We start from the raw sequence: 25,445 nt of genomic DNA on the forward strand, positions 1-25,445 counted from the left end.
GAACACGATCATGACACTGCCGACTGCGACGATCGAGCCCCGTTATTTCCGCGACGTCATCGGTCACCTGCCCACCGGCGTCACCGTCGTGGCCGGGCGCGACCCCGGCACCGGCTCCCCCGCCGGTCTCGTCGTGGGCACCTTCCAATCGCTGTCGCTCGACCCGCCGCTGGTCACCTTCAGCGTCGCGGCCACCTCCGGCAGCTGGCCGAAGGTGCGCCACGCCCGGCACTTCAGCGCCAGCGTCCTGTCCGACGGCCAGCACGACGTCTGCCACGCGATGTCCAGCAGGCGGGCCGACAAGTTCGCCGCGCTGAACTGGCACGAATCCGCCGAAGGCAGCCCGCAGATCGCCGGTGCGCACGCCTGGATCGACTGCACGATCGTGCAGGAACTGGCAGGCGGCGACCACGTGATCGTGGTGGCGGAGGTGCTGCGCCTGCAAGCCGGTGGCGGCCGGCCGCTGATCTTCCACCGAGGTGCGCTCGGCGGCTACCGCGAACCGGCCCCGTAGGGGCTCCGCCGCGGTGCACCGCACCGCAGCAGCAGATCCCGTTCCACCCCTCCCGTATTTGAACAGGAGTAGACGATGCTGTCTCGCCGCATGCGGCTGTTCGCCTTCGAATTCCAGGGCCCGGCGCACCTCTCCGCGGGATTGTGGCGGCACGAGAAGGACCAGGGCCACCGCTACAAGGACGTCCGCTACTGGACCGAGTACGCCCGGTTGCTCGAACAGGGCCGCTTCGACGGTGTGTTCTTCGCCGACAACGCCGGGTACCACGACGTCTACCAGGGCAGTGCCGCCGCCGCGCTGGCCGACGGCGCGCAGCTGCCCGCGAACGACCCGGCGCTGGTGCTCTCGGCGATGGCCGCCGCCACCGAGCACCTGGGGTTCGGCCTGACCGGATCGACGACCTACGAGCACCCCTATTCGCTGGCCCGCAAGTTCAGCACCCTCGACCACCTCACCGACGGCCGCATCGGCTGGAACCTGGTGACCTCCTACGCCGGCAGCGCCGCCCGCAACATCGGCAACGGCCTGCTGACCTCCCACGACGAGCGCTACGACGTGGCCGCCGAGCACTTGGAGGTCTGCTACAAGCTGTGGGAGGGATCCTGGGACGACGACGCCGTGGTCCGCGACCGCGAGCGCTGCGTCTACGCCGATCCGCTGCGGGTGCACGACATCGACCACCGGGGCAAGTACTTCACCGTGCCGGGTTTCGCGCTGTGCGAGCCGTCGCCGCAACGCACCCCGGTGATCTTCCAGGCGGGCGGTTCGTCGAAGGGCCGCGCGCTGGCCGCCGCCCACGCCGAAGGCGTGTTCGTCAACGCCGTGTCGAAGAAGGCGCTGCGCAAGCAGGTCGACGCGTTGCGCCTGCAGGCGGCCCAGGCGGGCCGGGATCCGCGTTCGGTGCGGGTGCTGCAGATGCTCAACGTCGTGGTCGCCGGCACCGACGAGCAGGCGCACGCGAAGTACCGGCAGTACCGCGACCTGGTCAGCTACTCCGGCGCGATGGCCCGCTACAGCGGCTGGACCGCCCTGGACATGTCCCAGTTCGACCCGGACGTGCCGCTGCGGCACGTCAAGACCGAAGCCGGGCAGACCATGGTCGACCTGTTCTCGAAGATGGACCCGGACCGCGAGTGGACTCCGCGTGACATCGCCGAGTTCATCGGGATCGGCGGCAGCGGGCCCACCATCGTCGGCTCACCGCGGACCGTCGCCAAGGAGCTGATCAGCTGGGTCGAGGACTGCGACGTCGACGGCTTCAACCTCGGCAATGCCGTGAAGTACCAGGACATCGCGGACTTCGTCGAACTCGTCGTGCCCGAGCTGCAGCGCCGCGAGGCGGTCTGGACCGAGTACGAGGGCCGCACGCTGCGCGAGAAGCTCCACGGGCCCGGCCAGGTCCACCTCGCCGAGGACCACCCGGGCCGCCGGTTCGCCCGCACCCACGCTGACGCCGGGCGATCCGCCGCCGACCGGCTCGAAGTCTCGACCGCCTGACCGACCGCGGGGCTGCGGTTCCACCGGAACCCGCAGCCCCGCACCAGCATCGGCTCCAGCTGCTGCGCCCCCATGCGGTTTCGGCCATCGCGTCCACTAAGTGAACGCGCCTGTTAGCCTGTTCGCACGAACGGCTCCCCCGAATCAGGCGCGATCAGGAGGCGAGAGTCGATGGGCGAGGAGCCCAAGCAGTCGGAGTTGGCCAACAAATCGGTCACCAAAGCAGTGCGGCTGCTCCGCGAACTGGCCGCCCAACCGCGCACCGGCACCACCGTCACCACGCTCGCGAAAGCGGCGGGCCTGAGCAGGCCGACGGCGTTCCGACTGCTCTACAGCCTCGAACAGGGCGGCTTGGTCGACCGCATCGACACCAACTACGTCCTCGGCTGGGAACTCGCCCGCCTCGGCAGGCACGCCGACCCGTACGCCGGTCTGGTCGCGCACGCCAAACCCGTGCTGCAGGAACTGGCCGACGAGTTCAACGAAGCGGTGACGCTGTCGATCCCGAACTCCCTGGACGGCCTCGACCTGGTCGCCGAAGCCGTCGGCTCGCACGTGGTCGGCGTGCTCTCGCGCAACATGGTCGGCGAGCGGTACCCGATGCACGCCAGCTCGACCGGCAAAGTGCTGCTGGCAGAACAACCCGCCGAGGCGCTGCGCGCGACGCTGCCCGACGAGCTCGAAGCCTTCACCCCGCAGACCATCACCGACCGCGAAGCCCTGATCACCGAGCTGGAGCAGGTCCGCGAACAGGGCTTCGCCATCATCGACAACGAACTCGAACCGGAACTGCTGTCGCTGTCGCGGCCCATCCGCGACAGCGCCGGAACCCTTGTGGCGATCCTGACCCTCAACGGGCCCCGCAGCCGCTTCGGCCGTGCCCGGATCCCCGAAGCCCTCCAGCAGATGCAGCGCACCGTCGACCGCCTGGCAGAACTGTTCTGGCGGGACTCCGCGAAGCGGTGACCGCCGGTCGTTCTTCCCCTTCCGCTTCTCCGCCCAGGTCGGGAGCCGCATGAAGATCCGCGAAATCCACGTCTACGCGCACGACCTGCCGGTCGCGAACGCGCCGTTCGTCATCGCCAGCAGCACGGTCTGGTCGCTGGAGACCACGCTGGTGCGGCTGGTTGCCGAGGACGGCACCGAAGGCTGGGGCGAGACCTGCCCCGTCGGCCCCACCTACGCCGAAGCCCACGCCGGGGGCGCCCGCGCCGCGCTGCTCGAAATGGCGCCGGGGCTGATCGGCGCCGACCTCTGGCCGCTGGCGCTGCACGGCCGCATGGACGCGCTGCTCAACGGCCACCACTACGCGAAGGCGGCCCTCGACATCGCCGCGCACGACCTGATCGGCAAACGGCTCGGCGTGCGGGTGGCCGAGCTCCTGGGCGGCGCGGCGGTGGAACGGGTGCCCTCCTACTACTCCTCCGGTGTGGGAGATCCGGACGAGACCGCGCGGATCGCCGCGGACCGGGTCGCCGAGGGATACCCGCGCCTGCAGGTGAAGCTCGGCGGACGTCCGGTGGAGATCGACATCGAGGCCTTGCGCAAGGTCTGGGAGGCCGTCGGCGACTCGGGCGTGCGGCTCGCGGCGGACGGGAACCGCAGCTGGAACACGCGCGACGTGCTGCGTCTCAGCCGCGAGTGCGCCGACATCCCCTTCGTGCTGGAACAGCCCTGCGACAGCGTCGAAGAACTGGCCCGCATCCGCCCGCAGGTGCAGCACCCGATCTACCTGGACGAGGGCGGCATCGACCTGAACGCGGTCATCACGGCAGCGGGCACCGGCTTGGTCGACGGGTTCGGCATGAAGGTGACGCGAATCGGCGGCCTGCAGCCGATGCGCACGTTCCGCGACCTGTGCGCCGCGCGGCGGTTGCCGCACAGCTGCGACGACGCGTGGGGCGGAGACGTGATCGCCGCCGCCTGCCTGCACGTCGGCGCCACGGTAGGACCGGGGCTCAACGAAGGGGTCTGGATCGCCGCGCCCTACATCGCGGACCACTACGACCCGCGGGGCGGCATTCGGATCGAGGGCGGCCACATCTCCATGCCCACCGGTCCCGGTTTGGGCGTGACGCCCGACGAAACCCTCTTCGGCGCCCCGATCTCCTCCTTCTGACCTCCGGGGAGTGCGCGCTCGTCATCTCCGCGCCCCGGTGACCGACGCTCCGATCGCGGCCAAGAGCCCACCACCCGGCGATGTGTTCCCGTCCATCACCTCGCGCGCACCTCGGACCACACCTCGCCGGCCACCACCTGGAGCGAATCGGATTCGACCCCCGCGCTCCAGCGATCCGTTGCTGCAGGTGACCGCAGGGGCGCTGGTGCCGCGCTGATGAGCCTGGGGTACATCGCCCATCAGGCCCAGCAGGCCGTGACCCACTACGAAAGATCTCTCGAGTTCTTTCGGGAGCTCGGCGACACCTCGTCCGAAGCCGACCTGCTCGAACACCTCGGCCGCAACCTCGTCGAACTCGACCAGCCCCGAGCCCGCGGGGCTTGGGAACGGGCCCTCGACCTGTACGAGGCCCAACACCGCCGCATCGACGCGGAAAGGTTGCGCGACGAACTCGACGGCCTGCCACACGCGTCGGATGTCGCTCCGTCCGGTCGGTGACCGGACGGAGCTCGGCTGCGAGTCGGGGAATGCCTTTCCGGCCGCGCCGGTCCCTCGCCGTCGGCCGTTGCCCCGGGTCTCGACGCGGGGCCGAATCATGGGGCCGATGTACGCCTGGTCTCCACCTTCTCAGCGAAGGCGCGTGGCGGTCAGGTCTTCGTCGTGGGGGCGGCGCTCGTGGATGCCGCCGATCGGTTCGATCGTCCGCTTTCGCGGTCGGGACGGAACGACGGCGGCGCACTGCTAGGACGTGATCGCAGCCACCCGGCCCGAGGTCGCGCCGAGCCGCTACCCCAAGGTGCCGATCTTCAGCAGGTAGCAGGTACCGCACATGGATTCGTAGCCGACCTCGCCGTCGATGGCGACCTGGCTGCCCTCGCGCGTGAAGGCGCCCCCGACGGTGCGCGCGTTCAGGGTCGCCTTGCGCCCGCAGCGGCAGATCGTCTTGAGCTCCTCGATGGAATGAGCCAGCTCCATCAACCGCAGACTGCCCGGGAACCCGCGGGTGCGGAAGTCGTTGCGCAACCCGTAGGCGATCACCGGGATCCCGTCCTGCACGGCGAGCCGGAACAGGTCCTCGACCTGGACCCCGGTGAGGAACTGCGCCTCGTCGACGAGCAAGCAGTCCGGCGCGCCCGCGGCCAGAACGGCATCGCGCAGGGCGGCCTCCTCGTCCAGGACGAGGTCGACTTCTCTGCTCACCATGAGCCGCGACACCACCTGCGGACTCTTGGTGTCGACCGTCGGTTTCACCACGAGGACGTGCTGTCCGCGTTCCCTGTAGTTGTGCGCCACTTGGATCAGTGCCGTCGACTTGCCGGAGTTCATCGCTCCGTACCGGAAGTAGAGCTTCGCCACGACCGGACACGCTAGCCAAAGCGCCGTGGCGAGCTCGATCCGGCAGGGCTGAGACCTCCGGCAGCCGACGTCCGGGGAGACTCGTCCGACTACCTCAAATAGAACAGGTTCTTGCGTTGGCCGGGCGGACTCGCAAGACTGCCGAGATGGACATCGCGGCTCTCGAAGAGATCAAACGGCTCAAGTACCGCTACCTCCGCTGCGTCGACCTCAAGCAGTGGGACGAGCTCGCGGGCACGCTGACCGCCGATGCGACCGCCGAGTACGGCACGGCCGTCCAGGGCGGCCCGGTGCGGCGCACCGGGCGCGAGGCGATCGTCGGCTTCCTGCGCGAGACGCTCACCCCGGGCATCATCACCGCGCATTCGGCGCAACAGCCGGAGATCCACCTCGACGGCGACACCGCCACCGGCACCTGGTGCTTCACCGACACCGTGATCGCGACCGAGCACGACCACACGATGATCCAGGGCGCCGCCTTCTACGAGGACCGGTACGCGCGCGGCGACGACGGCGCCTGGCGCATCCGGCACACCGGGTTCACCCGCACCTACGAGTACGTGGTCGCGCTGGGCGAGCTGCCGGGCTTCCGGATGACCGCCGACCGCTGGCGCGGACGTTGACCGCTCACTAGAACTAGTTCTACCCTCGGTCGATGCTCACCCAGCCGTTCGCCGACGCCGTCGTCGAAGCCGAGAAGGTCATCGCCGAGGCACCGCACATCCGGACCGAGCAGGACCTGGTCGAGGGCTACGACTACCTGGCGGGAAGCATCCGCGCCTCGCTGCAGATGGCCTGGGCGTACGAGCGCGACTTCCCGTTCTTCGTCAGCTCCACCGGCCCGCACACCAAGATGGGGCTGGACAACCCCGACGCGCTGTACTTCCACGCCTACCTGCGCGACGACGCCGAGTACGTCGTCACCGGCACGCGCGGCTCCACCCGCGACCTGAGCTTCCAGGTGCTCGGCGGCGACTACTCGCCGGTGGAGGTGCCGGACAGCCTCACGGCCTTCGACGACCGCGAGCTGGACATCGGCCCGGACGGCCGGTTCGAGCTGCGGTTCGGGCCCGATCGCGCCAAGGCCGGACCCGGGTACGTGGTGCTCGGCGAAGGAGCCGCGATGCTCGTGGTGCGCGAGGTCTACAGCGACTGGAGCACCGAACGGCGCGGCACGCTGCGCGTCCACCGCGCCGACCGGCTCGGTTCGGCACCGCCGCCCCGGCAGCGCACGACGCTGGAGAAGCGCTACGGGGTCGCGGGCAAGATCCTGCTCAACAGGCTGCGGACGTTCCTGGCGTTCCCGGAGTGGTTCTACCTGGACCTGCCCGCGAACACGATGACCGAGCCCCGGCGCACGCCCGGCGGACTGGCCACGCAGTTCTCCTCGGCTGGGCACTACGACCTCGCCGACGACCAAGCCATGATCGTCACCGTGCCCGCTTCCGAGGCGCCGTACCAGGGCATCCAGCTCGGCAGCCAGTGGTACGTCTCGCTGGATTACAGCGACCACCAGACCAGCCTCACCGCCGACCAGGCGCGGACCGACCCGGACGGCATGCTCCGGTTCGTGATCAGCGAGCGCGACCCCGGGGTCGCGAACTGGCTGGAACGGCTGGGGCATTCCCGCGGATTCGTGCAGATCCGCTGGCAACGCCTGTCCCGCGAACTCGGGCCCGCCGATGGCCCCCAGATCGAAGTGGTGGACGTCGCCGACCTGCCCGCGAAGCTCCCGCACCACGAGCGCTCGCAGGTCACCACCGCCGAGTGGGCGGAGCGGATCGCGGCGCGGCAGACCGCGGTGGCCTGGAGGATGCTCGGATGATGTTGTTGCGGGACAAGGTGGTTCTGGTGTCCGGGATCGGCCCCGGGCTCGGCAGGGCGCTCGCGGTGCGGTGCGCCGAAGCGGGTGCCGACGTGGTGCTCGCCGCCCGCACGCGGCACCGGCTCGACGCGGTGGCCGAGGAGGTCACCGCGATGGGCAGGCGGGCCGTCACCGCGGCGGTGGACATCACCGAGCCGGACGCGGCGCGGCGGCTCGCCGACGTCGCGGCCGACTCCTTCGGGCGGCTGGACGTCCTGATCAACAACGCGTTCGCGATCCCGCCGATGACCGACCTGCTCGACGTCGACCTCGACGCGGTGCGCGCCGGGTTCGAGACCGGGGTGTTCGCCTCCCTGCGGTTGACGCGCGAGTGCGCACCGCTGCTCGCGGAACGGCAGGGATCCGTCGTGATGATCAACTCGGCGGTGCTGCGGCATTCCCGGCGGACCTTCGGCGCGTACAAGATGGCGAAGACGAGCCTGCTGTCGATGGCGCAGAGCCTGTCCACCGAGCTGGGGCCGCGCGGCGTGCGGGTCAACACGGTCGCCCCCGGCTACATCTGGGCGGGCTCACTGCAGTGGTACTTCGCCCACCTGGCGCAGGAACGCGGCGTGGACCCGCAGCAGGTCTACGACGAGACGGCGGCGACCACCGACCTGCGCAAGCTGCCCGAGCCGGACGAGATCGCCGATGCCGTGCTCTTCCTCGCCTCCCCCATGGCACGCGCCATCACCGGCCAGTGCCTCGACGTCAACGGCGGCGAGTACCACCACTGAAGGGGGCCTCATGAGCGTGGGCACCGTGTCCGACCTGCACGCCTCCGCGACGCGGCGCACCGGGCTGGACGACTTCGGCCCCGACGACTACACCGAAGGCCTCGCCGCGCTGCTGGACTCCTACGAACGCGAAGCGGGCCTGACACCGCTGGGCGAGAAGGTGCACCGGTCCTTCCTGCGGGGAGCGCTGATCGCCCGGTTGCTCAGCGAGTCCGCGTGGCAGGCGCACCCCGAGCACGCCGACGTGCCCGTCGCACGCCCGATCTTCGTCACCGGCCTGCCCCGCACCGGCACGACCGCCTTGCACCGGCTGCTCACCGCCGACCCCGCGCACCAGGGGCTGGAGGTGTGGCTGACCGAGGCGCCACAACCGAGACCGCCCCGCGAGACGTGGCCGCACGATCCGGTGTTCCAGCACGTCCAAGCCGGATACCGGCAGTACCACGTGCGGCACCCCGAATTCCTCGGCGTGCACGCGATGTCCGCCGACGAGGTCGAGGAGTGCTGGCAGCTGCTGCGGCAGTCGATGCGCTCGATCTCCTACGAGTGCCTCGCGCACGTCCCGTCGTACTCCCGGTGGCTGGCCGGCCAGGACTGGACGGCGGCCTACCGCAGGCACCGGCGCAACCTCCAGCTGATCGGGTTGCCCGATCGGCACCGCCGCTGGGTGCTGAAGAACCCGAGCCACCTGTTCGCCCTGGACGCCCTGCTGGAGGTCTACCCGGACGCTCTGGTCGTGCAGACCCACCGCGCGCCCGAGGTCGCGATCGCCTCGGTGTGCAGCCTCAACGCTCAGGCCAGCGCCGACTGGTCGGAGACGTTCCGGGGCGGCACCGTCGGTCGCGACCAGCTGGAGCTGTGGTCCCGCGGCTTGGAGGCGTTCACCGCCGAGCGGGCGAAGCACGACCAGGCGCGGTTCTACGACGTGCACTACGAGGACTTCGTGGCCGACCCGCTGGGCACCGTGGCCGCGCTCTACGACCACTTCGGCCTGGAACTCGGCGACGAGGCCGATTCCGCGATGCGACGCCTGCACACCGAGAGCACCACGGGCGCGCGCAAACCCTCCCACCGCTACCGCCTCGCGGACTTCGGACTGTCCGAAATGGACGTTAGGTCCCGGTTCCCGGCGGCGGGCTGAGGAGGCCGCAGCCGCCGGCACCCGGCATCACCGGCTCGCCACCGGTGAACCGCCCTCGTCCGCGAACTCCCCCGTTCCGCGTCGCGGAGGACTTCCGGGGTCGCGGTGCGCAGGAACGGCACGACAGTGCTCAACACCACGGCGGCGAGCACCGCGAACGCGATCCGCACGCCGAAGAACTCCGCGAGCAGGCCGACCACCGCGGCCCCGACCGGCATGGCGCCCCAGCTGAACAGGCGGGCGACCGCGCTGTAGCGCCCCATCAACCCATCGGCCAGGTTCGGCACCGCCGTGGACACGACCAGCACCGCGGTGTTGCGCACGTCGGCGTCACCTGGCGCCGCGCTGGACTGCTTCCCCGCATCGGCGGGAGCGATCCGATCGGCCATTCCGCGGACCTCCGAGTAACCAGTCAAACCATTTTGATGGATACTGGGATTTCACCGGGCAGCGCGCCCCGCAGGCGAACGGGTGGCCTGCGGCGGATTCGCCAGGCGGTCCGCGGAGCGAGAACGGGGGTGGCGTGCGGCGGAGGTGCCGCGCAAGATCGGCGGGTGATCAGAGGTGCCGGGTGATCCGGCACCCGGCAGGTGCGGCGGCTCCGGAGGGAGCCGCCACCGACGAGACGCAGGAGCTTCATGTCCCTCGCCGACTTCCCCCGCTACCCGCTGCTGTTCGGGCCCAGTCCGGTGCACCCGCTCGATCGGCTCACCGCCCACCTCGGTGGGGCCCGGATCTGGGCCAAGCGCGAGGACTGCAACTCCGGCCTCGCCTACGGCGGCAACAAGACCCGCAAGCTGGAGTACATCGTGCCGGACGTGCTCGCCTCCGGCGCCGACACGCTGGTCTCCATCGGCGGCTACCAGTCCAACCACACCCGCCAGGTCGCGGCCGTCGCGGCGAAGCTGGGGCTCGGGGCGCGGCTGGTCCAGGAGAAGTGGGTGGACTGGCCGGACTCGGTCAACGACAAGGTCGGCAACATCCTGCTCTCCCGGATCATGGGCGCCGACGTGCGGCTGGACCCGGCCGGATTCGACATCGGCATCCGCCGGTCCTGGGAGGATGCGATGGACGAGGTCCGGGCCGCCGGCGGGACGCCCTACGGCATCCCGGCCGGGGCGTCCGAGCACGAGCTCGGCGGGCTCGGCTTCGCGAACTGGGCCGAGGAGGTCGCCCAGCAGGAAGAGCAGCTGGGGGTCTTCTTCGACACGATCGTCGTCTGCACCGTCACCGGCTCCACGCACGCCGGGATGATCGCGGGGTTCGCCGGGCAGGAACGCCCGCGCCGGGTCATCGGCATCGACGCCTCCGCGACGCTGGACAAGACGCGCGACCAGGTCGCGCGGATCGCGCGCGCCACGGCCGAGCTGATCGGGCTGGGCCGGGAGCTCCGCGAGGACGAGATCACCGTGCTCGCGGGCTGGGCGGGTGAGCTCTACGGCGTGCCGGTGCAGTCGACGATCGACGCGATCCGGCTCTGCGGCAGGCTGGAAGGGATGATCATCGATCCGGTGTACGAGGGGAAGTCGATGGCCGGGCTGATCGACCTGGTCCGCGACGGCGAGATCGAGCAGGGCTCGAACGTGCTCTACGCCCACCTCGGCGGACAGCCCGCGCTCAACGCGTACGCGGGCGCCTTCGCCTGATCCGGCTCGGCGAGGCGGCCCCGGACCACGCCCGGGGCCGCCTCCTGCGTCCGACCGGCGCCCTCCCTCCAGGTCAGTGGAACGGGGTGACGCACTTGGGCTCCGGATCTTCGGGATCAGCGGACGGCTCGCACAGGTCGCGCGGCCTCCCCGCGGGCCCGGCCTCGTTGCAGCACTTGATGTTGTCGCAGCAGTACTTCCCGGCCGGGCACCCGGTCGTCTCGTTGCAGTAGTCGCCTTGGGGAAGGCATCCCAGGCGGGTGCAGATCTCGCCGCTGCGGCAGCACTCGTTCCGGCAGCTCACCCCCGACGGGCAGCACTGCGACGACGTGGCCGCACCCGGCGGGCAGCACCTGCCCGCCCGGCACACGTCGGGCGGGACGCACAGCGTGCCGCCGCAGTTGACCGCCGCCTCCGGAACGCATCCGCCCAGGCTCGGTTCGCACCGTTCCCCCGGGTCGCAGCAGTCCGTGCCGCACACCTGCTGGTCCAGTCGGCACAGCGCGTGATCCGAGCACTGCCGTTCACCGGGGACGTAGCACCCGTTGCCGTGGCAGCACTCCTGGCCAGGCGGGCAGCACACGTTGAAGCTGGGGATGATTCCGTGCCAGTCGAAGACGGTGCAACACCCGTGGGTTTCCGGGCAGCACTCGGGCTGTCCCGTGTTCAGCCTCCTGCACAACTTCTCACCGGTCCCGCATTGCGGGAGCCGCGATTCGCGGCACCAGTTCGTGCAGGGGACCCGGCATTCCCGCTCGAGGAGCGCACCGGAAACGTCGCCGCCGTCCGCCATGGCCATGCAGTCCCGCACGCAGTCCTCAACGCAGGCGTCCGCGGGGTGGACGGCGCCCTCACCCCCGGCCGGTCCTGCCCTCGCGCGGTAGTGCCGTCTCGTCCGGTAGAGCGAGTAGTCCGCCGTAGCGCCGGGCAATGACATCGCGCCACGCTCCTCCCGACCGCGTCATCGGTCGTAGTACGGAGACAGTTTGGTGACGAGGAACGGGAACTCCTCGGTGACGTCGACCCGGACGAAGAACTTCTCGGTCACATCGGTCGTGCGGCCGGTGTACGAGAAGATGACGTCCAGGATGGTGCGCATCCGCCCGCTCAGGCGCGACGGCCGGGTCTCGATCGCCGTCAGCGAAGCCCCCTCCGCGAAGGCCTCCGCCGTCTTGGCGTAGACGCTCGGATAGCGCACGACCAGGTAGTTCAACGCCCGGTGCTCGTCGGACGAACCCGCGTTGTCGGCGAGGTGCATGACCCGCTCGAACAACTCCTCCGCCGCCGAGCGGAACGGTTCCTCCGCGACCCCGTCGGGCTTGGGCAGCGAGCGCACGAGCGAACCCGCGTCGAACGAGTAGATCTGGTCGAACGTCACCACCGGGATCATCAACCCGTTGCAGAGATCGGGTGGGGCGAGCGGGCCCCGCACGCCGATCAGCGCGTGCAGATCGGTCGACCGCGGGGCGGCGCGCAACGCCTCGACGAGCAACGGCAGGTCGCCGGACTCGTGCGGACGCACGACGTAGGTTTCGAGCTCTCGAACGGTGAACACGTAGCACAGGTGCCTGGCCAGGTAACGGTTGCGCGGCTCGGCCAGCACGGCGTGCAGTGCTTCCCGATCGGTCAGGTCCGCGGTGTCGGCCTGACCGATCACCTGCGCGAACTCCTTCTCCACCCCCAGGCTCGGCAGGCGCGGTTCGACCCGGCCCAGCGCGTAGACGTACGGCGACGAGAACTCATCCCGCCCGTTCTCGCCGCTCGCCACGACGTCACCGCGACCGCAGGCCGCGCACTCGTGGGCTTGTCGGCTCGGCATCGGGTCGCGAGGTCGCGCCGCCGCGCCGCCGCGTGCCCCGGCCGGGGATTCCACCGCCTGCGGGGGCAGCTCGCGCTCATCCATGAGTTCGCTCCTTCCTCGATCGGAGATCCGCGCACCGGGTACTCCTCAGCGCCTCCGGCCGCTCCTGCCGGAGAGCACGACCCAGCGGTTGAGGACGGCGGCACGCCGCTCGCATCCGCGGCACGGCCGCACCCCCGCCGCGTAGGTGACGCGCTTGACCGCGTCCCCGAGACCGATGTCCTCCTCGGAGAGGAAAGCCGGGAGGGCGACCCGCGAAGGTCTCCTGATGCGCTCGGTGTCCTCGTCCTCGGGATCGACCCGAGGTTCGTCGTCGTCGACCACGTCCGTCCCTCCTCACCGCACGGTCCGCAGGACCTCGTGCGCCGCCCACGCGTCCAGCAGCGGCGGCACCACGCTCGGTCGGCACGGCGCGGACCGGTTCACCGCGAGCACGACCTCCGCCGGTGCGGCGCGCGGGAATTCCGACCACAGCAGCACGACCGCTCCCGCGACGACGGCCGCCGCGGCGCTCGTCCCGCCGATCGGGCGCAACCCGCCGTCCGCTCCGAGGCTGACCAGTCCCTCCGCGACCGCGCCCACTCCGCGCCGACCGATCGAGTGGCCGAGGTTCGAGTACGGCGCGAGGTTCCCTGCCAGGTCGTAGGCGGCCACCGGGATCACCGAGCGGTGCCCGGTGATCGTGGAGCCTCCGACGCTCGCCCGGTTCCCGGCCGCCGCCACCAGCACCACGCCACGTGAGGAGGCGTAGTCCAACGCCTCCCGCACGACACGCGCCGCACCGCGCCGCTGGTCGAGCACCAGGCTCATGTTGATGACGGCGGCACCCGATTCGGCCAGTCCGACGATCGCCGCGGCCAGCTCGTCCGGTGCCGCCGTCCCGCGACCCGGCCCTGCCGCGTCGTAGATCGGATGAACCAGCAGCGTCGCCCCGGGGCAGATGCCGGGGGCGCCGGACTCGCGATCGGCCACGAGCACGCCCGCCACGGCCGTCGCATGATCGGACGCGTCTCCTCCGCCCTGGCCCTCAGGCTGGACTTCCACCCTCGCCTCGGAGAAGCCGGGGTGGTCAGCGAGCACCACGCCGTCGATCAGCCCGACCCGGAGGTCCGGCAGGCCGCGGGTCCGCCGCATCAGCGGTGGCAGGGAGACCAGCCCGAGCGGATCCGGCGCCCCGACCGGACTCGGCGACCGCGCTCCGGAACCGGGTTGCACGGCTCACGCCGTGATCTCGTAGTTGACGGCGTAGTTGGAGTCGTCGCCGGAAAGCTGCGCGTTCAACTCCCCCTGCCCCACCTGATTGCGGTGCACCCAGAACCCGCCCAGGTAGTCGTTGTCCGAGCCGCTGTCGCGCTCCCAGAAGTCGACCAGGCCCTTGACGGAGAAGTTCGAGACCGTGCCGGGGTTGATCGTCTGTCCCTCGTCGATCTGCTGAACGCCGAATACCCGCTCGCCCCGGAAGTTGATGAACAGGTCGTCGGAGCCGAAGCCGTCGGACGTCTCGTGGCATATCACGGAATGAATGGTGAGAGTAGCCATGCTTTCCCCCTTACGAGCCGAATGGCAGTTCTCCGCCGAGAGCACCGAACCGCGCGCCTTGCGGGCGCCACCGTCCTCGGGATCACCGGAGATCGGTCATCCCAGAATCCCCGGCGGAGCCGGGTAGGAGTTCGCTCCCCGGGCCGCGGGCGGAGGCCGAAGCCACCTTGTGATCACGGCGGTTCGCCTTCGGTCCTCGCCGATCACTGCGTCGAGCGCGGCACCCCGAGGAGACATGACGACGTTAAGCCCGCTCGAAACCCGGATCCAGGGACTTCGGTCGTATTTCCGGCCGGGCGGGACCTCACCGGGCGCCGCGCACCCCGGATGCCCTCGGACGCTGCTGTCAAGGGCCCGTCACCTGCTGGGAATGCGCAGGCCTCCACGCTGGTTCTACCCCTCTGGCCGGAGTGCGATCGCGTCCGGTTCGTCGAACGGGAGCGAGGCGGCGTGAGGTCAGGGATGCCGATGCGGGCAAGCGGGTCCGACACGGGTGAGCGGTTGCCGCGCGAGATCTGGATCCTGGTCGCCGGCAGCTTCATCGTCGCGATCGGGATGGGCATCGTCTCCCCCGCGCTGCCGGCGTTCGCGACCTCGTTCGACGTGGGGGTGACCGCGGCGTCGTTCATCGTGAGCGCGTTCGCCTTCATGCGGCTGGCCTTCGCCCCCGCGAGCGGGCGGCTCGTGGCGTGGTTCGGCGAGCGCCCGATCTACGTGTGGGGCGTGTCGATCGTCGGCGTGAGCAGCGCGGCCTGCGCCTTCGCCGACTCGTACTGGCAGCTGCTGGTGTTCCGGGCGCTCGGCGGCACCGGTTCGACGATGTTCACCGTGTCCGTGGTGGCGCTGCTGGTGCGGCTGTCGCCGCCGCAGCAGCGCGGGCGGGCCTCCGGGCTGTGGGCGACGAGCTTCCTGCTGGGCAACGTCTCCGGCCCGATCATCGGCAGCCTCCTGGTCGGCTACTCGCTGCGGCTGCCGTTCCTGATCTACGGTGCAGCGCTGTTCCTGGCCGCGTTCGTCGGCTGGCTGCTGCTGCGGAAGTCGACGCTGGCCGCGCCGGTGAAGGACGACGTCCCGGCGATGACGGTCCGCGAGGCGCTCCGGTCGCGGATCTACCGGGCGGCGATGCTGTCCAACTTCAGCACCGGCTGGGCGGTGTTCGGCGTGCGCATCGCGCTGATCCCGCTGTTCGTGGTCGAGGTGCTGCACTCCACGCAGGCGATGGCCGGGGTGGCGCTGTCGGTGTTCGCCGTCGGCAACGCGGCGGTGATCATGCTGTCCGGGCGGTTCTCCGACCGCCACGGCCGGAAGCCGATGGCGCTGCTCGGGCTCGCCGTCTCGGTGGTCGGCACCGCGGCGCTGGGGTTCAGCGGCTCCATCGCGGTCTTCCTGGTGGCGTCGCTGGTCGCCGGGGTGGGCGCGGGACTGCTCAACCCGGCGCAGAACGCGGCCGTCGCCGACCTGCTCGGCAGCAAGGGCAAGGGCGGCCCGGTGCTGGCCGCGTTCCAGATGGCCGCCGACGTCGGAGCGATCGTGGGGCCGCTGGTCACGGGCCTGATCGCCGACGCCATCTCGTACCAGGTGGCCTTCGGGGTGACGGCCCTGACCGCTGTGCTCGCACTGGGCGCGTGGCTCACGGCTCCTGAGACCAGCGGCGGCCCTCCCGCGTCGGAGTCGGTCCACCCGGACACCGACATCGACCCGGAACGAGCTGCGAAGTAGACCTGGCCGACGCCGGAAGTCGCTCCACCGCAGCGGATTCGTGGACGTCGTCGGCGAAGTTCGGTGTGCGGCGAGGTTCCCGGCCCGGCCGGGAACCTCGCCGCATCATCCGGTCAGCACCGGATCATCAGAGCTGGTAGGCCCACAGCTCGTACACGCCGACGCCGTTGCGGCGGCACTCGTGGCCCAGGCTCGTCCCGCCACCGCCGCCGTGCGCGTCCGCCCACGCCTTCTCGCAGGCGGCGGCGGTGCCGTACCACTTGCCGGTGTAGACGTAGCCCTCCGCGGCGGCGGGCGCCGCGGTGACCAGCAGCATTCCCAGCCCGATCGCGGCACCGGTCGCAAGCCTCTTCACAACGATCCTCTCGTCAGCCGATATGACCGCGCACCGGCCGAACACTCGGCCGGAATCGCTTCCCGAAGCGGGGCGGGAACCACGTCGATTCCTCCGCAGCACGGCACACCGGCCGGTCGGCGGCCGGAATCCGTTCCGCCCCGCCCGCCAAGTCGACCGCAACGGCGCGCCCCCGGCCGCCTGATCCCGCACCGGGGCCGAGGGTGTGGGGAAACCTCCCCCGAACATCAACTCGGCGGCGGAACTCAGCCGCAGGCGTCCGGGACGGCGCCGGTGCGCAGGAATTCCGCGGGACGTTCCAGCGCGGTTCGCGCTTCGGGGAGCCGTTGCGGGCTCCGGTGCGGAGCGCGCGGAGGCGGATCGATCGGCACCGCGTCGCCGGGCGGGTGCGGACCGGGCCACCCGACGCGGGAACCGACCGGCTCCTGCCGGTCCGGACCGCCCGCGCGTCCGGCGGCACCCTCGCCGACCTCCGATCGGATTACTCCGCTTCCAGGCGGGGTAGGCGGGGGCAGCCCAGTACCCCGTCCCCGTTGAGGAGAACATGGCTGGCTTCGACTCGGTCGGCGAGAACACATGGTGGATGGGATTCCGGTGCGGCGGCTGGGAAGCGCGGACCGCGACCCGCACCGTGCTCACCTCCACGCCCGAGTAGTTCCACCTGCGCGCCAGGCTCGACGCCTGCGAGAACGAGCGGCGCGTGCCGTCGAAGGACTGGGGGCACTCGATCCCGCGCGACCACGTGCCGGGCGAGCCCGGACGAACCGCACGACGAAGGAGGCGCCATCATGGCCGACCAGAACTCCACTCCCCCGCCGCAGCAGCAGACCCCGCCCGGATCGAGCGAGGCGATGGTGCCCGCTCCCCGTGACGAGATGGCCGACTACCGGGGCCGAGGACTGCTCGAAGGCAAGCGCGCGCTGATCACCGGAGGCGACTCCGGGATCGGCCGCGCGGTGGCGGTGGCGTTCGCGAAGGAAGGGGCCGACGTGGCCATCGCCTACTACGCGGACCTGGAGGACTCCGACGCCGAGCACACCGCCGAACTCGTCCGCGCCCAGCAGCGCCGCTGCGAGCTGCACAAGACCGACCTCGGCTCGGAAGCCGCCTGCCAGGAGCTCGTCGACGGGGTCGCCGACGAGCTGGGCGGGCTCGACCTGCTGGTCAACCACGCCGGGACCCAGGCGCCGGTGGAGGAGTTCGTCGACACCACCACCGAGCAGTTCGACCGCACCTTCAAGGTGAACGTCTACGCCCCGTTCTGGCTCATCCGCGCCGCGCTCGCGCACCTGCCCCGGGGGTCGGCGATCGTCAACACCGGTTCGGTCAACGGGCTGCGCGGCAACAAGACGCTCATCGACTACGCCGCCAGCAAGGGCGCGGTGCACGTGCTCACGATGTCGCTGGCGCAATCGCTGGCGCAGCAGGGGATCCGGGTCAACTGCGTCGCGCCCGGCCCGGTGTGGACACCGCTGATCCCGGCCACCCTGCCGGAGAGCTCCGTGGAGGGCTTCGGCGAGCACGTGCCGATGGGACGCATGGCGCATCCGGACGAGATCGCGCCCTCGTACGTGTTCTTCGCCGCCGAACAGCTCTCCAGCTACTACACCGGCGAGGTCCTGGCACCCGTCGGCGGCGAGACCCATCCGGGGTGACCTGGCAGGACGCAGCGCGCAATCCTCGCATTGCGCCCACGACCACGTCGTCCGGCGAGGCGACGCGAAAGGCGGTGAGCGGCGCCCCGTGCTGGGACTCCCCCACGACCCGCGTCCGGGCGGCGGAACGACTCCCCAGGACCCGGAAAGCGGACCAGCGCACTGGTTCTTGACGGCGGAGGAACGCGACAACCCCGCCACGGCCCTCGACCGGCGGCGCCCGGAAAGGGCTTCGTGGTCGACGGGCAACCTCGCGCAACCGCTGATCGACGGCACCGAATGCTTCGAGCGCTTGGTGGCCGAGCTCGACGACGTCCACGCCGGGGACCAGATCTTCCTCGCCGCTTGGATCGGCGTCCGGGACAAACCCCTCGACGAAGCGGGCCACGCGCTGGGAGAGCTGCTGGCACGCGCCCTGGACGCCGGCGCCTCGGTGCACGCGCTGTTCTGGTGGCCGTTCCTGACGCTGCGCCGGGACCTGATCCCGGACAACCGGCGGTTCGTCACCGCGCTGCGGCGCCGGGGCGGTGCGCCGCTGCTCGACCAGCGGGTGCGACCGATCGGCTGCCACCACCAGAAGTTCCTGGTGATCCGCCGCCCGCGGCGCCCGGACACCGACGTCGCCTTCGTCGGCGGGATCGACCCGTGCCCGAGCCGCCGCGACGACGAGCGCCACTGCGGCGATCCCGACGTGCAGGCCTCGATCGACGACCGGTACGGCACGCGCCCGGCCTGGCACGACGCGCACCTGCTGGTGCGCGGCCCAGCGGTCGACGACGTCGAGCACTGCTTCCGGGAACGGTGGGCGGACGCGGCGGCCTCCCGGCGCGGGCCGATCTCCCGGACCCGCCGGTTGCTGAGCCCGCGGCGGCCCGCACCGCTGCCCACCCGGCTCCCGCCGCCGCCACGGGCCGGGACCTGCTCGGTGCAGCTGCTGCGCACCTACCCGGCGAAACGGCCGCGCTACCCGTTCGCGCCGCAGGGCGAGCGCAGCGTCGCGCGGGGCTGCGTGAAGGCGCTGCGCCACGCCCGGCGGCTGGTCTACGTGGAGGACCAGTTCCTCTGGTCACCGGTGGTGGCCGAGGCGTTCGCGGCGGCGCTGCGCCGCGAACCCGAACTGCGCTTGATCGCCGTGGTGCCGCGCCTCCCGGAGAAGGGCGGCACCGTGGAGATCGCCACGAACGGCGTGGCCCACGGCAAGGCGCTGGACCTGCTGCGCGCGGCGGGCGGCGACCGGGTCGACGTGTACGACCTGGAGAGCACCGCAGGACTGCCGATCTACCTGCACTCGAAGGTCTGCGTCGTCGACGACCGCTGGGCCGCGGTGGGCTCGGCGAACCTGAACCGGCGGTCGTGGGCCTACGACTCGGAGCTCACGGCCGCGGTCGTCGACGAGGAGCCCGGAGGCGGCGCGTTCGCCCAGGACCTGCGCCTGCGCCTGTGGCGCGAGCACCTCGGCCGCGAGCCCGGCCGCACCTCGGACCTGACCGATCCGGTGGAGGGAGCCGACGTGCTGCGCGGCGCCGCGGACCGGCTCGACCGCTGGCACGAGGCAGCCGAACCGGCTCCGCGCCCGCCGGGACACCTGCGCGGTCACGCGCGGCCCGCCGTGTCGCCGCTGACCCGCGCCTGGGCGGTTCCGGTCGAACGAGTCGTGATGGACCCGGACGGCCGACCGGCCCGATTGCGCGGCCGGGACCAGTGGTGACGTCCGCCGGCGAGCTCCCGCCGGGCGGCGGGACGGCGGGGATGTGAGGGGTCGCTGACACACTGGAGATCCGGACGCGGCTCGGGTGCGCTGCGGGTGACCTCGGCGACCGCGTTCGGCGCCGTCCTGCGCTCGACGAAGGGAAACCGGATGTCCGCTCCGGACAAGCACGACCCCGCCACGGTCGCCGACACGACCTGGGCCGTGCACGGCGGGAACGCGATCGACCCGGCCACGGGAGCGTTGCGCACCCCGCTGGTGCTGGCCAACTCCTACCTGCTGCCCGAGGACGCTTCCGAGGTGAGCTGGTCGGATCCGAACCGCCTGGTGTACGCCCGCAACGGGCACGTCAACCAGCGCGCGCTGGAATCCAAGCTGGCCGCGCTCGACGGCGGTGAGCAGGCGGCGGTGTTCGCCACCGGGGTCGCCGCGCTGCACGCGGTGTTCTTCACGCACCTGCGCAGCGGTGATCACGTCGTGGTGTCCTCGGTGACCTACGAAGCGGTGTGGCGGTTGTTCGCCGAGCTGCTGCCGGATCGCTACGGGATCGAGGCGACGTTCGTCGACAGCACCGACCTGGACGCGGTGCGCGCCGCGATGCGCCCGGCCACCCGGCTGGTGCACGTGGAGACCATCGCGAACCCGACCACCGCCGTCACCGACATCGCCGCGGTCGCGGAGATCGCGCACACCGGCGGGGCGCTGCTGAGCGTGGACGGCACGTTCACCCCGCCGCCGCTGTACCGCCCGCTGGCCGACGGCGCGGACCTGGTGATCCACTCGCTGACGAAGTTCATCAACGGGCACGGCGACGCCACGGGCGGAGCGGTGATCGGCTCGCACGAGCTCGTCGGGAAGATCCGAGGAGACGCCGGGGTGGACGTCGGCGGCGTGCTCGCGCCGTTCAACGCCTGGCTCATCATGCGCGGATCGGTGACGCTGCCGCTGCGGCTGCGCCAGCACCTCGGCTCCGCGCAGCGCATCGCCGAAGCCCTCGACGCCGACCCGCGCATCGCGTTCGTCGCCTACCCCGGTCTGCCCGGCCATCCGCAGCACGAGCTCGCCACCCGGCAGTTCGGGGGCCGGGGCCACGGAGCCGTTCTGGCGTTCGCGCTGGACGGGGGCACCGCGGTGCAGAACGAGTTCGTCAACGCGTTGCGCGTGATCACCTCCGCGGTCTCGCTCGGCCACGACGAAACGCTGATCGTGCACGTCGCGGCCGGTGCTCGCGGCGGCGACGAGCACTACCCCGAACCGTTCCAGCGCTACGGCCACCTGCGGCTCGCGGTCGGGCTGGAGGACCCCGACGACCTCATCGCCGACATCCGCACCGCCCTTGGTCGAACATTCCCGTGAGGACGGCTTCGCGTAGTGGGTCGGGTGGCGGGAACTCAGCGGTGCCGGTCACTCTGGTGGTCACTGCTCAGCGGCTCCGCCGCTGACAAGACGACGAACAACAACACCGAGTTCACGGCGGAACACGAGCGCACAAGGCGAGTACCGTCCTCAAAGGATGTTGAGGGGAGATGGATGTTCACCGGACTCAGCGCTTTTCCGCTGACGCCCGTCGCCGAGGACGGCATCGACGAGGCGGCGTTCGCCGGGCTCGTCGAGCGGCTCGCGGCGGCGCGGGTCGACTCGATCACCGCGCTCGGTTCCACGGGCTCCTACCCGTACCTGGACCGCGCCGAACGCGCCCGCGCCGCGCGGCTCGCCGTCGAGCACGCCGGGGACGTCCCGGTGCTGGCCGGCATCGGCGCGCTGCGCACCCGCGAGGTCCTCGCGCTGGCCGAGGACGCCCAGCGGGCCGGGGCCTCGGGTGTGCTGCTCGCGCCGGTGTCCTACCAGGCGCTGACCGCCGACGAGGTGTTCGGCCTCTACGAGGACGTCACCGGCGAGCTGTCGGTCCCGCTCGTGGTCTACGACAACCCCGGCACCACGCACTTCACCTTCACCGACGAGCTCTACGCCCGGATCGCCGAGCTGCCGAACGTCGCCTCGATCAAGATCCCCGGCGTGCCACCCGCGCCCGCCGAAGCCGAAGCCCGCGTGTCCCACTTGCGATCGCTGCTGCCCGCTTCGGTGACGGTCGGGGTCAGCGGGGACCCCCTGGCCGCGACCGGCCTCAACGCCGGGTGCCAGGCCTGGTACTCGGTCGTGGCCGGAGCCCTGCCCGAACCGGCCCTGACGATCACGCGCGCGGCGCGGGCGGGCGACGTCGCCACCGCGAACGCGGAGTCCGAACGACTCCGCCCGTTGTGGGAGCTGTTCACCCGCCACGGCAGCTTCCGCGTCGTCTCGGCGATCGCGGAACAGCTCGGCCTCGTCGCCCACCCCAACCTCCCCCGCCCCGTACGCGCCCTGCCCGAAGCCGACCGCGCCGAAGCAGCCCGCGTCGTCCACGCCCTGGATCTGCATCAGTGACCATCCGGCGCTCGGCGCCCGATGCCGTCTGAGCCGGCCGGTGTCGCCCCGGCGTGGGGAGGTTCCCGGACGGCACGGGGTCTTCCGGGAGTGCCCGACCTCCACGCGCGCGGAGCGCAGCGCTGAACGTCCCGCTCCGACGGCTCGCGATCAGCGCGGGGTGAGTGTGAGGTCGCGGAGGTCCTCCCAGATGACGGGCCAGGCAGCGGTGCGGCCGGTGAGCTGCCAGATCGTCGTGCGTTCCGGGACCAGACCGCCGTAGGTGCCCAGCGGTGTCGGCGCCTCGACCACCGCCACCGGGCGGGCTTCGGCGAACCACGGGCGCAGCCGCCCGAGGTCGCCGACGAACAGCACCCGGTCCTGGTGCTCCGGTGGGGGCGGGAACCAGCCGTAGGCGCGGTTGGTGCTCGCGGCGGGTGGCAGTCCGAGTTCCGGCGGGGCCGCGTCGAGGTAGGTCGCGTAGACGTAGGGCGTCGCCACGAGCGCGGTGCGGGCGCGCTGCTCGGCGGGGAGGTCCGCGTAGGCGCGGGCGGTCGCGGTCGCCAGCTCGTCGGCGAAGCGCGGCGAGGCCATCACCGACGTGAACACCAACGCGCCCGTGGCGAGCACCGCGCTGAACGCCACGACCGGCCACGCCCGCCGCCGCGCCCCCGCTTCCCTCCGGTGCTGCAACGCCACCGCGCCGATCGCGACGTACGGCGACCAGAGCGGGATCAGGTAGTAGTGGCGGCCCGAACCGAGCACGACGGCGGCCACCAGCAGCGCGAACGCCACCGCGAGGAACCGGTGCTCGCGCCACCGCGCCTCCCGGCAGAGCGCGACCAGGCCGCACACCGCCAGCCCGAGCGTCAGCGGCCCGGTGACGGCGACGCCGTGCAGCACCACGAGGGTCCGGCCGCCGTAGATGAGTTCGTTCTCCCCCGCAACCACCTGCGCCATGCCCGCTTGCGGCCAGCCGTGGGCCGCCTGCCAGCCCAGCGTCGGAGCCGCGATCAGCAGCGCCAGCACCACACCGGCCCACAGCAGCGGGCGGCGGAGCAACGCGCGGGGCCCCACCAGCACGACCGCGCCCAGCAGCACGATCCCCAGCGCCAGCACCTGGAACCGGGTTTGCGCGGCGATCCCGGCGACCGCGCCGAACACCGGCAGCAGCCGGTCGTCGCGGACCCGGATCCACCGCAGCAGCAACCAGAACAACCCCGCCCACAGCGCGGGTTCCAGGGTGTAGGGCGTCAGCCAGTGCCCGAACTGGGCGGCGGCCACGCACGTCGCCTGCCCCGACGCGGCGAGCACCTGAGCGCGCCGGTCACCGCCGAGTTCGCGGGCCATCAGCGCGACCAGCACGATCGCGGCGGCGGTGGCCAGGACCGCCGGGAACGCCAGCACCACCTGGTTCCCCGGCGCCACCGCGTCGGCGAACCGGGCCAGCAGCGGTGTCAGCGGCGGCTGGTCGACCGCGCCCCAGTCGAGGTGGTGGCGACCGATCGTGAGCATCAGGTCCTCGTCGAACCACCGGCGCGGGACGGCGGCCAGCGCCAGGTGCGCGGTGGCGACCACACCGGCGACGACCGACACCGGCGCCCACGCCGGCCGCGAGATCTCCATCAGGTGCCCGCTCCCGTCTCCCCGCGATCAGCGAACCCAGCGAACACCATGCCGCGGCGGCACGGTCAAGTGCGGGGGCCCGTTTGCCGCCCGCTCCCCGCGGGAAGGCCTCGGCGGCGTCCGCTTTCCAGTGCGAAGGAGTCCACGCGGGCCATCAGCAGCGAACTCCGGAGGAGCCGCCGATGTCGCGATCGTTGTGGTGGGACACCGCCCGGCTTCCCGCGCGGGTCCCGCCGGTGGCCGCGGCGGGGGACTTCGACGTGGCGGTGCTCGGCGGCGGCATCACGGGGCTCACCACCGCGCTGCTGCTGCGGCGCGCGGGAGCCCGCGTCGCCGTCGTCGAGGCCGGGCGGGTCGGCTCCGGGGCGACCGGGTCCAGCACCGCGAAGGTCACCGCGCTGCAGGCCACGATGTGCTCGACGATCCGATCCCAGCGCGGCCCGGAGGCCGCCGCCGCCTACGCCGCGGTGTGCGCCGACGCCGTCGAGCGGGTAGCCGCGCTGGCGGCGGAAGAGCGGATCGAGTGCGCGCTGCGGCGGCGCCCCGCCTGCACCTACGCGGCCGACGCGGCGGAGACCGAGGCGATCGACGCGGAGGCCGCCGCCGCGCGGGAAGCGGGGCTGCCCGTCGAACTCGACCGCGCCGCCGGGCTGCCGTTCCCGGTGGCGGGCGCGGTCCGGCTCGCCGACCAGATCGAGTTCCAGCCGGTCGAATACGCGGCGGGGCTCGCCAGCGCGCTGCGGGACGACGGCTGCGCCGTCTTCGAGGACACCCGCGCGCTCGACGTGCGGCAGGGGGCTCCGTGCGAGGTCGTCACGACCGGCGGGACCGTGCGCGCGGAGCGCGTCGTGGTGGCCACGCACTACCCGGTCCTGGACCGCGGCCTGTACTTCCCGCGGCTGGAAGCGGAGCGCTCCTACTGCGTCGCCGCCCGCGTCGGCCCGCACGAGCCGCTGCCGCTCGCGATCAACGTGCGAGCCCCGAAGCGGTCGCTGCGCTCGGCCGGCGAGGCGGTCGTCGTGTGCGGGGAAAGCCATCCGACGGGTTCACCCGCCGGTCGGCCGCCGTACGCGGCGCTGGAGGAGTTCGCCCGGCGGCACTGGCCCGTCGAGGAGATCACGCACCGCTGGTCCGCGCAGGACCCGACGGCGTACGACCGGTTCCCGATGGTCGGGCCCTACCTGCCGGGCTCGACGCGCTTGTTCGTGGCGACCGGGTTCATGAAGTGGGGGCTGTGCGGCGGCACGGCGGCGGCTGCGCTGCTGGCCGACCGGCTCACCGGCACGCCGGGTCCGGAGGCGGAGCCGTTCGACCCCGGTCGCGTCTCGCCCCGGTCCGCGGGCCGGCTGGCGAAGATGAACGCCGGGGTGGGCGTCGCCTTCGTCGGCGACCGGCTCACCGCGGGCGAGGTCGGTTCCGTCGAGCAGGTCCCGCTCGGGGCGGCCCGGGTGGTGCGGGCGGGCACCGACCTGACCGGGGTGTACCGCGACGAGGACGGGTGCGCGCACGCGGTCTCCCTGCGATGCACCCACCTGGGCTGCCTGCTGCGGTTCAACGACGACGAACGCAGCTGGGACTGCCCCTGCCACGGCTCGCGGTTCGACGTGGACGGAACCGTGCTGGAGGGCCCGGCCGTCCGCCCGCTGCCGCGCAAGGAGCCGGAGCGATGAGGTTTTCCCCTGCGAGCGACGAGGAACCCTGGTGC

25 protein-coding genes are annotated in these 25,445 nt (G+C 71.9%); 17 read left to right on the forward strand and 8 right to left on the reverse strand.

Annotated features, from left to right (window positions below; all coding sequences use genetic code 11):
• The first annotated feature begins 10 nt into the window (after nucleotides 1–10).
• From OOZ19_RS03120 to OOZ19_RS03140, 5 genes are all read left to right on the forward strand, one after another.
• On the forward strand, nucleotides 11–514 hold the full coding sequence (locus OOZ19_RS03120) for a flavin reductase family protein (protein ID WP_266087996.1): 504 nt from the start codon (nucleotides 11–13) through the stop codon (nucleotides 512–514).
• Nucleotides 515–589: 75 nt separating this feature from the next.
• Complete coding sequence (locus tag OOZ19_RS03125; RefSeq protein WP_266087998.1) at nucleotides 590–2,011, forward strand: LLM class flavin-dependent oxidoreductase; 1,422 nt, start codon at nucleotides 590–592, stop codon at nucleotides 2,009–2,011.
• 171 nt (nucleotides 2,012–2,182) lie between these two features.
• On the forward strand, nucleotides 2,183–2,977 hold the full coding sequence (locus OOZ19_RS03130) for an IclR family transcriptional regulator (RefSeq protein WP_266088000.1): 795 nt from the start codon (nucleotides 2,183–2,185) through the stop codon (nucleotides 2,975–2,977).
• A 49-nt stretch (nucleotides 2,978–3,026) separates the two neighbouring features.
• Nucleotides 3,027–4,130, forward strand: coding sequence for a mandelate racemase/muconate lactonizing enzyme family protein (locus OOZ19_RS03135; protein WP_266088002.1), 1,104 nt, complete (start codon nucleotides 3,027–3,029; stop codon nucleotides 4,128–4,130).
• Between the two features lie 216 nt (nucleotides 4,131–4,346).
• On the forward strand, nucleotides 4,347–4,628 hold the full coding sequence (locus OOZ19_RS03140; protein ID WP_266088004.1) for a hypothetical protein: 282 nt from the start codon (nucleotides 4,347–4,349) through the stop codon (nucleotides 4,626–4,628).
• 288 nt (nucleotides 4,629–4,916) lie between these two features.
• On the opposite strand, the gene OOZ19_RS03145 is transcribed toward OOZ19_RS03140, so the two are convergent.
• Nucleotides 4,917–5,486 (reverse strand): thymidine kinase, encoded by a 570-nt coding sequence (locus OOZ19_RS03145; RefSeq protein ID WP_266088006.1) that lies wholly within the window; start codon nucleotides 5,484–5,486, stop codon nucleotides 4,917–4,919.
• Between the two features lie 146 nt (nucleotides 5,487–5,632).
• Here OOZ19_RS03145 and OOZ19_RS03150 point away from each other — a divergent pair, with 146 nt between their 5' ends.
• From OOZ19_RS03150 to OOZ19_RS03165, 4 genes are read left to right on the forward strand one after another with little or no spacing between them, the layout of a single operon-like run.
• Nucleotides 5,633–6,109 carry a nuclear transport factor 2 family protein gene (locus tag OOZ19_RS03150; RefSeq protein ID WP_266088008.1) on the forward strand — a complete coding sequence of 159 codons (477 nt, stop codon included), beginning with the start codon at nucleotides 5,633–5,635 and terminating at the stop codon, nucleotides 6,107–6,109.
• A 32-nt stretch (nucleotides 6,110–6,141) separates the two neighbouring features.
• Nucleotides 6,142–7,311, forward strand: coding sequence for a hypothetical protein (locus OOZ19_RS03155; protein WP_266088010.1), 1,170 nt, complete (start codon nucleotides 6,142–6,144; stop codon nucleotides 7,309–7,311).
• A complete protein-coding gene (locus OOZ19_RS03160) occupies nucleotides 7,308–8,087 on the forward strand; it encodes an SDR family oxidoreductase (protein WP_266088012.1) in 780 nt (259 codons plus the stop codon). The genes OOZ19_RS03155 and OOZ19_RS03160 overlap by 4 nt, the downstream gene beginning before the upstream one ends.
• 10 nt (nucleotides 8,088–8,097) lie before the next feature.
• Nucleotides 8,098–9,228, forward strand: coding sequence for a sulfotransferase family protein (locus OOZ19_RS03165; protein WP_266088014.1), 1,131 nt, complete (start codon nucleotides 8,098–8,100; stop codon nucleotides 9,226–9,228).
• Here the strand turns inward: OOZ19_RS03165 and OOZ19_RS03170 are convergent.
• Complete coding sequence (locus tag OOZ19_RS03170) at nucleotides 9,162–9,617, reverse strand: hypothetical protein (protein WP_266088016.1); 456 nt, start codon at nucleotides 9,615–9,617, stop codon at nucleotides 9,162–9,164. The two genes, OOZ19_RS03165 and OOZ19_RS03170, sit on opposite strands and share 67 nt — an antisense overlap.
• Before the next feature lie 249 nt (nucleotides 9,618–9,866).
• Between OOZ19_RS03170 and OOZ19_RS03175 the strand changes: the two genes are divergently transcribed.
• Nucleotides 9,867–10,874: a 1-aminocyclopropane-1-carboxylate deaminase gene (locus OOZ19_RS03175; RefSeq protein WP_266088018.1), complete on the forward strand. Its 1,008-nt coding sequence runs from the start codon at nucleotides 9,867–9,869 to the stop codon at nucleotides 10,872–10,874.
• 260 nt (nucleotides 10,875–11,134) lie between these two features.
• Entirely contained in the window at nucleotides 11,135–11,383 is a 249-nt protein-coding gene (locus OOZ19_RS03180) for a hypothetical protein (RefSeq protein ID WP_266088020.1), read from the forward strand.
• A 452-nt stretch (nucleotides 11,384–11,835) separates the two neighbouring features.
• On the opposite strand, the gene OOZ19_RS03185 is transcribed toward OOZ19_RS03180, so the two are convergent.
• From OOZ19_RS03185 to OOZ19_RS03200, 4 genes are read right to left on the reverse strand one after another with little or no spacing between them, the layout of a single operon-like run.
• The gene (locus OOZ19_RS03185) at nucleotides 11,836–12,777 is read right to left on the reverse strand and encodes a cyanobactin maturation protease PatG family protein (RefSeq protein ID WP_266088022.1); all 942 of its coding nucleotides are present in this window, start codon (nucleotides 12,775–12,777) and stop codon (nucleotides 11,836–11,838) included.
• Between the two features lie 45 nt (nucleotides 12,778–12,822).
• A complete protein-coding gene (locus OOZ19_RS03190) occupies nucleotides 12,823–13,059 on the reverse strand; it encodes a hypothetical protein (protein WP_266088024.1) in 237 nt (78 codons plus the stop codon).
• Nucleotides 13,060–13,071: 12 nt separating this feature from the next.
• A complete protein-coding gene (locus OOZ19_RS03195; protein ID WP_266088026.1) occupies nucleotides 13,072–13,950 on the reverse strand; it encodes a S8 family peptidase in 879 nt (292 codons plus the stop codon).
• Between the two features lie 3 nt (nucleotides 13,951–13,953).
• Nucleotides 13,954–14,274 (reverse strand): hypothetical protein, encoded by a 321-nt coding sequence (locus tag OOZ19_RS03200; protein WP_266088028.1) that lies wholly within the window; start codon nucleotides 14,272–14,274, stop codon nucleotides 13,954–13,956.
• A gap of 468 nt (nucleotides 14,275–14,742) precedes the next feature.
• On the opposite strand from OOZ19_RS03200, the gene OOZ19_RS03205 reads away from it, so the two are divergent.
• Nucleotides 14,743–15,993 (forward strand): MFS transporter, encoded by a 1,251-nt coding sequence (locus OOZ19_RS03205; protein WP_266088030.1) that lies wholly within the window; start codon nucleotides 14,743–14,745, stop codon nucleotides 15,991–15,993.
• A gap of 127 nt (nucleotides 15,994–16,120) precedes the next feature.
• Here OOZ19_RS03205 and OOZ19_RS03210 read toward each other — a convergent pair whose 3' ends face one another.
• On the reverse strand, nucleotides 16,121–16,348 hold the full coding sequence (locus OOZ19_RS03210; protein ID WP_266088032.1) for a hypothetical protein: 228 nt from the start codon (nucleotides 16,346–16,348) through the stop codon (nucleotides 16,121–16,123).
• 788 nt (nucleotides 16,349–17,136) lie between these two features.
• Here OOZ19_RS03210 and OOZ19_RS03215 point away from each other — a divergent pair.
• The 4 genes from OOZ19_RS03215 (at nucleotide 17,137) to OOZ19_RS03230 (ending at nucleotide 22,135) form a co-directional block, all read left to right on the forward strand.
• On the forward strand, nucleotides 17,137–18,003 hold the full coding sequence (locus tag OOZ19_RS03215) for an SDR family oxidoreductase (RefSeq protein WP_266088034.1): 867 nt from the start codon (nucleotides 17,137–17,139) through the stop codon (nucleotides 18,001–18,003).
• Nucleotides 18,004–18,091: 88 nt separating this feature from the next.
• Nucleotides 18,092–19,711, forward strand: coding sequence for a phospholipase D family protein (locus tag OOZ19_RS03220; protein ID WP_266088036.1), 1,620 nt, complete (start codon nucleotides 18,092–18,094; stop codon nucleotides 19,709–19,711).
• A gap of 96 nt (nucleotides 19,712–19,807) precedes the next feature.
• The gene (locus OOZ19_RS03225) at nucleotides 19,808–21,067 is read left to right on the forward strand and encodes a trans-sulfuration enzyme family protein (RefSeq protein WP_266088039.1); all 1,260 of its coding nucleotides are present in this window, start codon (nucleotides 19,808–19,810) and stop codon (nucleotides 21,065–21,067) included.
• 174 nt (nucleotides 21,068–21,241) lie between these two features.
• Nucleotides 21,242–22,135, forward strand: a complete 894-nt coding sequence (locus OOZ19_RS03230) for a dihydrodipicolinate synthase family protein (RefSeq protein WP_266088041.1) — start codon at nucleotides 21,242–21,244, stop codon at nucleotides 22,133–22,135.
• 150 nt (nucleotides 22,136–22,285) lie between these two features.
• Here the strand turns inward: OOZ19_RS03230 and OOZ19_RS03235 are convergent, their stop codons facing one another.
• On the reverse strand, nucleotides 22,286–23,740 hold the full coding sequence (locus OOZ19_RS03235) for a glycosyltransferase family 39 protein (RefSeq protein ID WP_266088043.1): 1,455 nt from the start codon (nucleotides 23,738–23,740) through the stop codon (nucleotides 22,286–22,288).
• A 182-nt stretch (nucleotides 23,741–23,922) separates the two neighbouring features.
• Here OOZ19_RS03235 and OOZ19_RS03240 point away from each other — a divergent pair, with 182 nt between their 5' ends.
• On the forward strand, nucleotides 23,923–25,410 hold the full coding sequence (locus tag OOZ19_RS03240) for an FAD-dependent oxidoreductase (protein ID WP_266088045.1): 1,488 nt from the start codon (nucleotides 23,923–23,925) through the stop codon (nucleotides 25,408–25,410).
• The last annotated feature ends 35 nt before the right edge of the window (nucleotides 25,411–25,445 follow it).

Origin of the sequence: Saccharopolyspora sp. NFXS83 (genome assembly GCF_026241095.1) — a bacterium.
GTDB lineage: Bacteria > Actinomycetota > Actinomycetes > Mycobacteriales > Pseudonocardiaceae > Saccharopolyspora_C.

Bases quoted from the DNA above. Each gene is read 5' to 3' on its own strand.
- OOZ19_RS03230 (WP_266088041.1), top strand. From the start codon at position 21,242: ATGTTCACCGGACTCAGCGCTTTTCCGCTGACGCCCGTCGCCGAGGAC.
- OOZ19_RS03160 (WP_266088012.1), top strand. From the start codon at position 7,308: ATGATGTTGTTGCGGGACAAGGTGGTTCTGGTGTCCGGGATCGGCCCC.
- OOZ19_RS03175 (WP_266088018.1), top strand. From the start codon at position 9,867: ATGTCCCTCGCCGACTTCCCCCGCTACCCGCTGCTGTTCGGGCCCAGT.
- OOZ19_RS03235 (WP_266088043.1), bottom strand. From the start codon at position 23,740: ATGGAGATCTCGCGGCCGGCGTGGGCGCCGGTGTCGGTCGTCGCCGGT.
- OOZ19_RS03120 (WP_266087996.1), top strand. From the start codon at position 11: ATGACACTGCCGACTGCGACGATCGAGCCCCGTTATTTCCGCGACGTC.
- OOZ19_RS03185 (WP_266088022.1), bottom strand. From the start codon at position 12,777: ATGGATGAGCGCGAGCTGCCCCCGCAGGCGGTGGAATCCCCGGCCGGG.
- OOZ19_RS03155 (WP_266088010.1), top strand. From the start codon at position 6,142: ATGCTCACCCAGCCGTTCGCCGACGCCGTCGTCGAAGCCGAGAAGGTC.
- OOZ19_RS03130 (WP_266088000.1), top strand. From the start codon at position 2,183: ATGGGCGAGGAGCCCAAGCAGTCGGAGTTGGCCAACAAATCGGTCACC.
- OOZ19_RS03205 (WP_266088030.1), top strand. From the start codon at position 14,743: ATGCGGGCAAGCGGGTCCGACACGGGTGAGCGGTTGCCGCGCGAGATC.
- OOZ19_RS03200 (WP_266088028.1), bottom strand. From the start codon at position 14,274: ATGGCTACTCTCACCATTCATTCCGTGATATGCCACGAGACGTCCGAC.
- OOZ19_RS03165 (WP_266088014.1), top strand. From the start codon at position 8,098: ATGAGCGTGGGCACCGTGTCCGACCTGCACGCCTCCGCGACGCGGCGC.
- OOZ19_RS03150 (WP_266088008.1), top strand. From the start codon at position 5,633: ATGGACATCGCGGCTCTCGAAGAGATCAAACGGCTCAAGTACCGCTAC.
- OOZ19_RS03140 (WP_266088004.1), top strand. From the start codon at position 4,347: ATGAGCCTGGGGTACATCGCCCATCAGGCCCAGCAGGCCGTGACCCAC.
- OOZ19_RS03135 (WP_266088002.1), top strand. From the start codon at position 3,027: ATGAAGATCCGCGAAATCCACGTCTACGCGCACGACCTGCCGGTCGCG.
- OOZ19_RS03215 (WP_266088034.1), top strand. From the start codon at position 17,137: ATGGCCGACCAGAACTCCACTCCCCCGCCGCAGCAGCAGACCCCGCCC.
- OOZ19_RS03240 (WP_266088045.1), top strand. From the start codon at position 23,923: ATGTCGCGATCGTTGTGGTGGGACACCGCCCGGCTTCCCGCGCGGGTC.
- OOZ19_RS03125 (WP_266087998.1), top strand. From the start codon at position 590: ATGCTGTCTCGCCGCATGCGGCTGTTCGCCTTCGAATTCCAGGGCCCG.
- OOZ19_RS03170 (WP_266088016.1), bottom strand. From the start codon at position 9,617: ATGGCCGATCGGATCGCTCCCGCCGATGCGGGGAAGCAGTCCAGCGCG.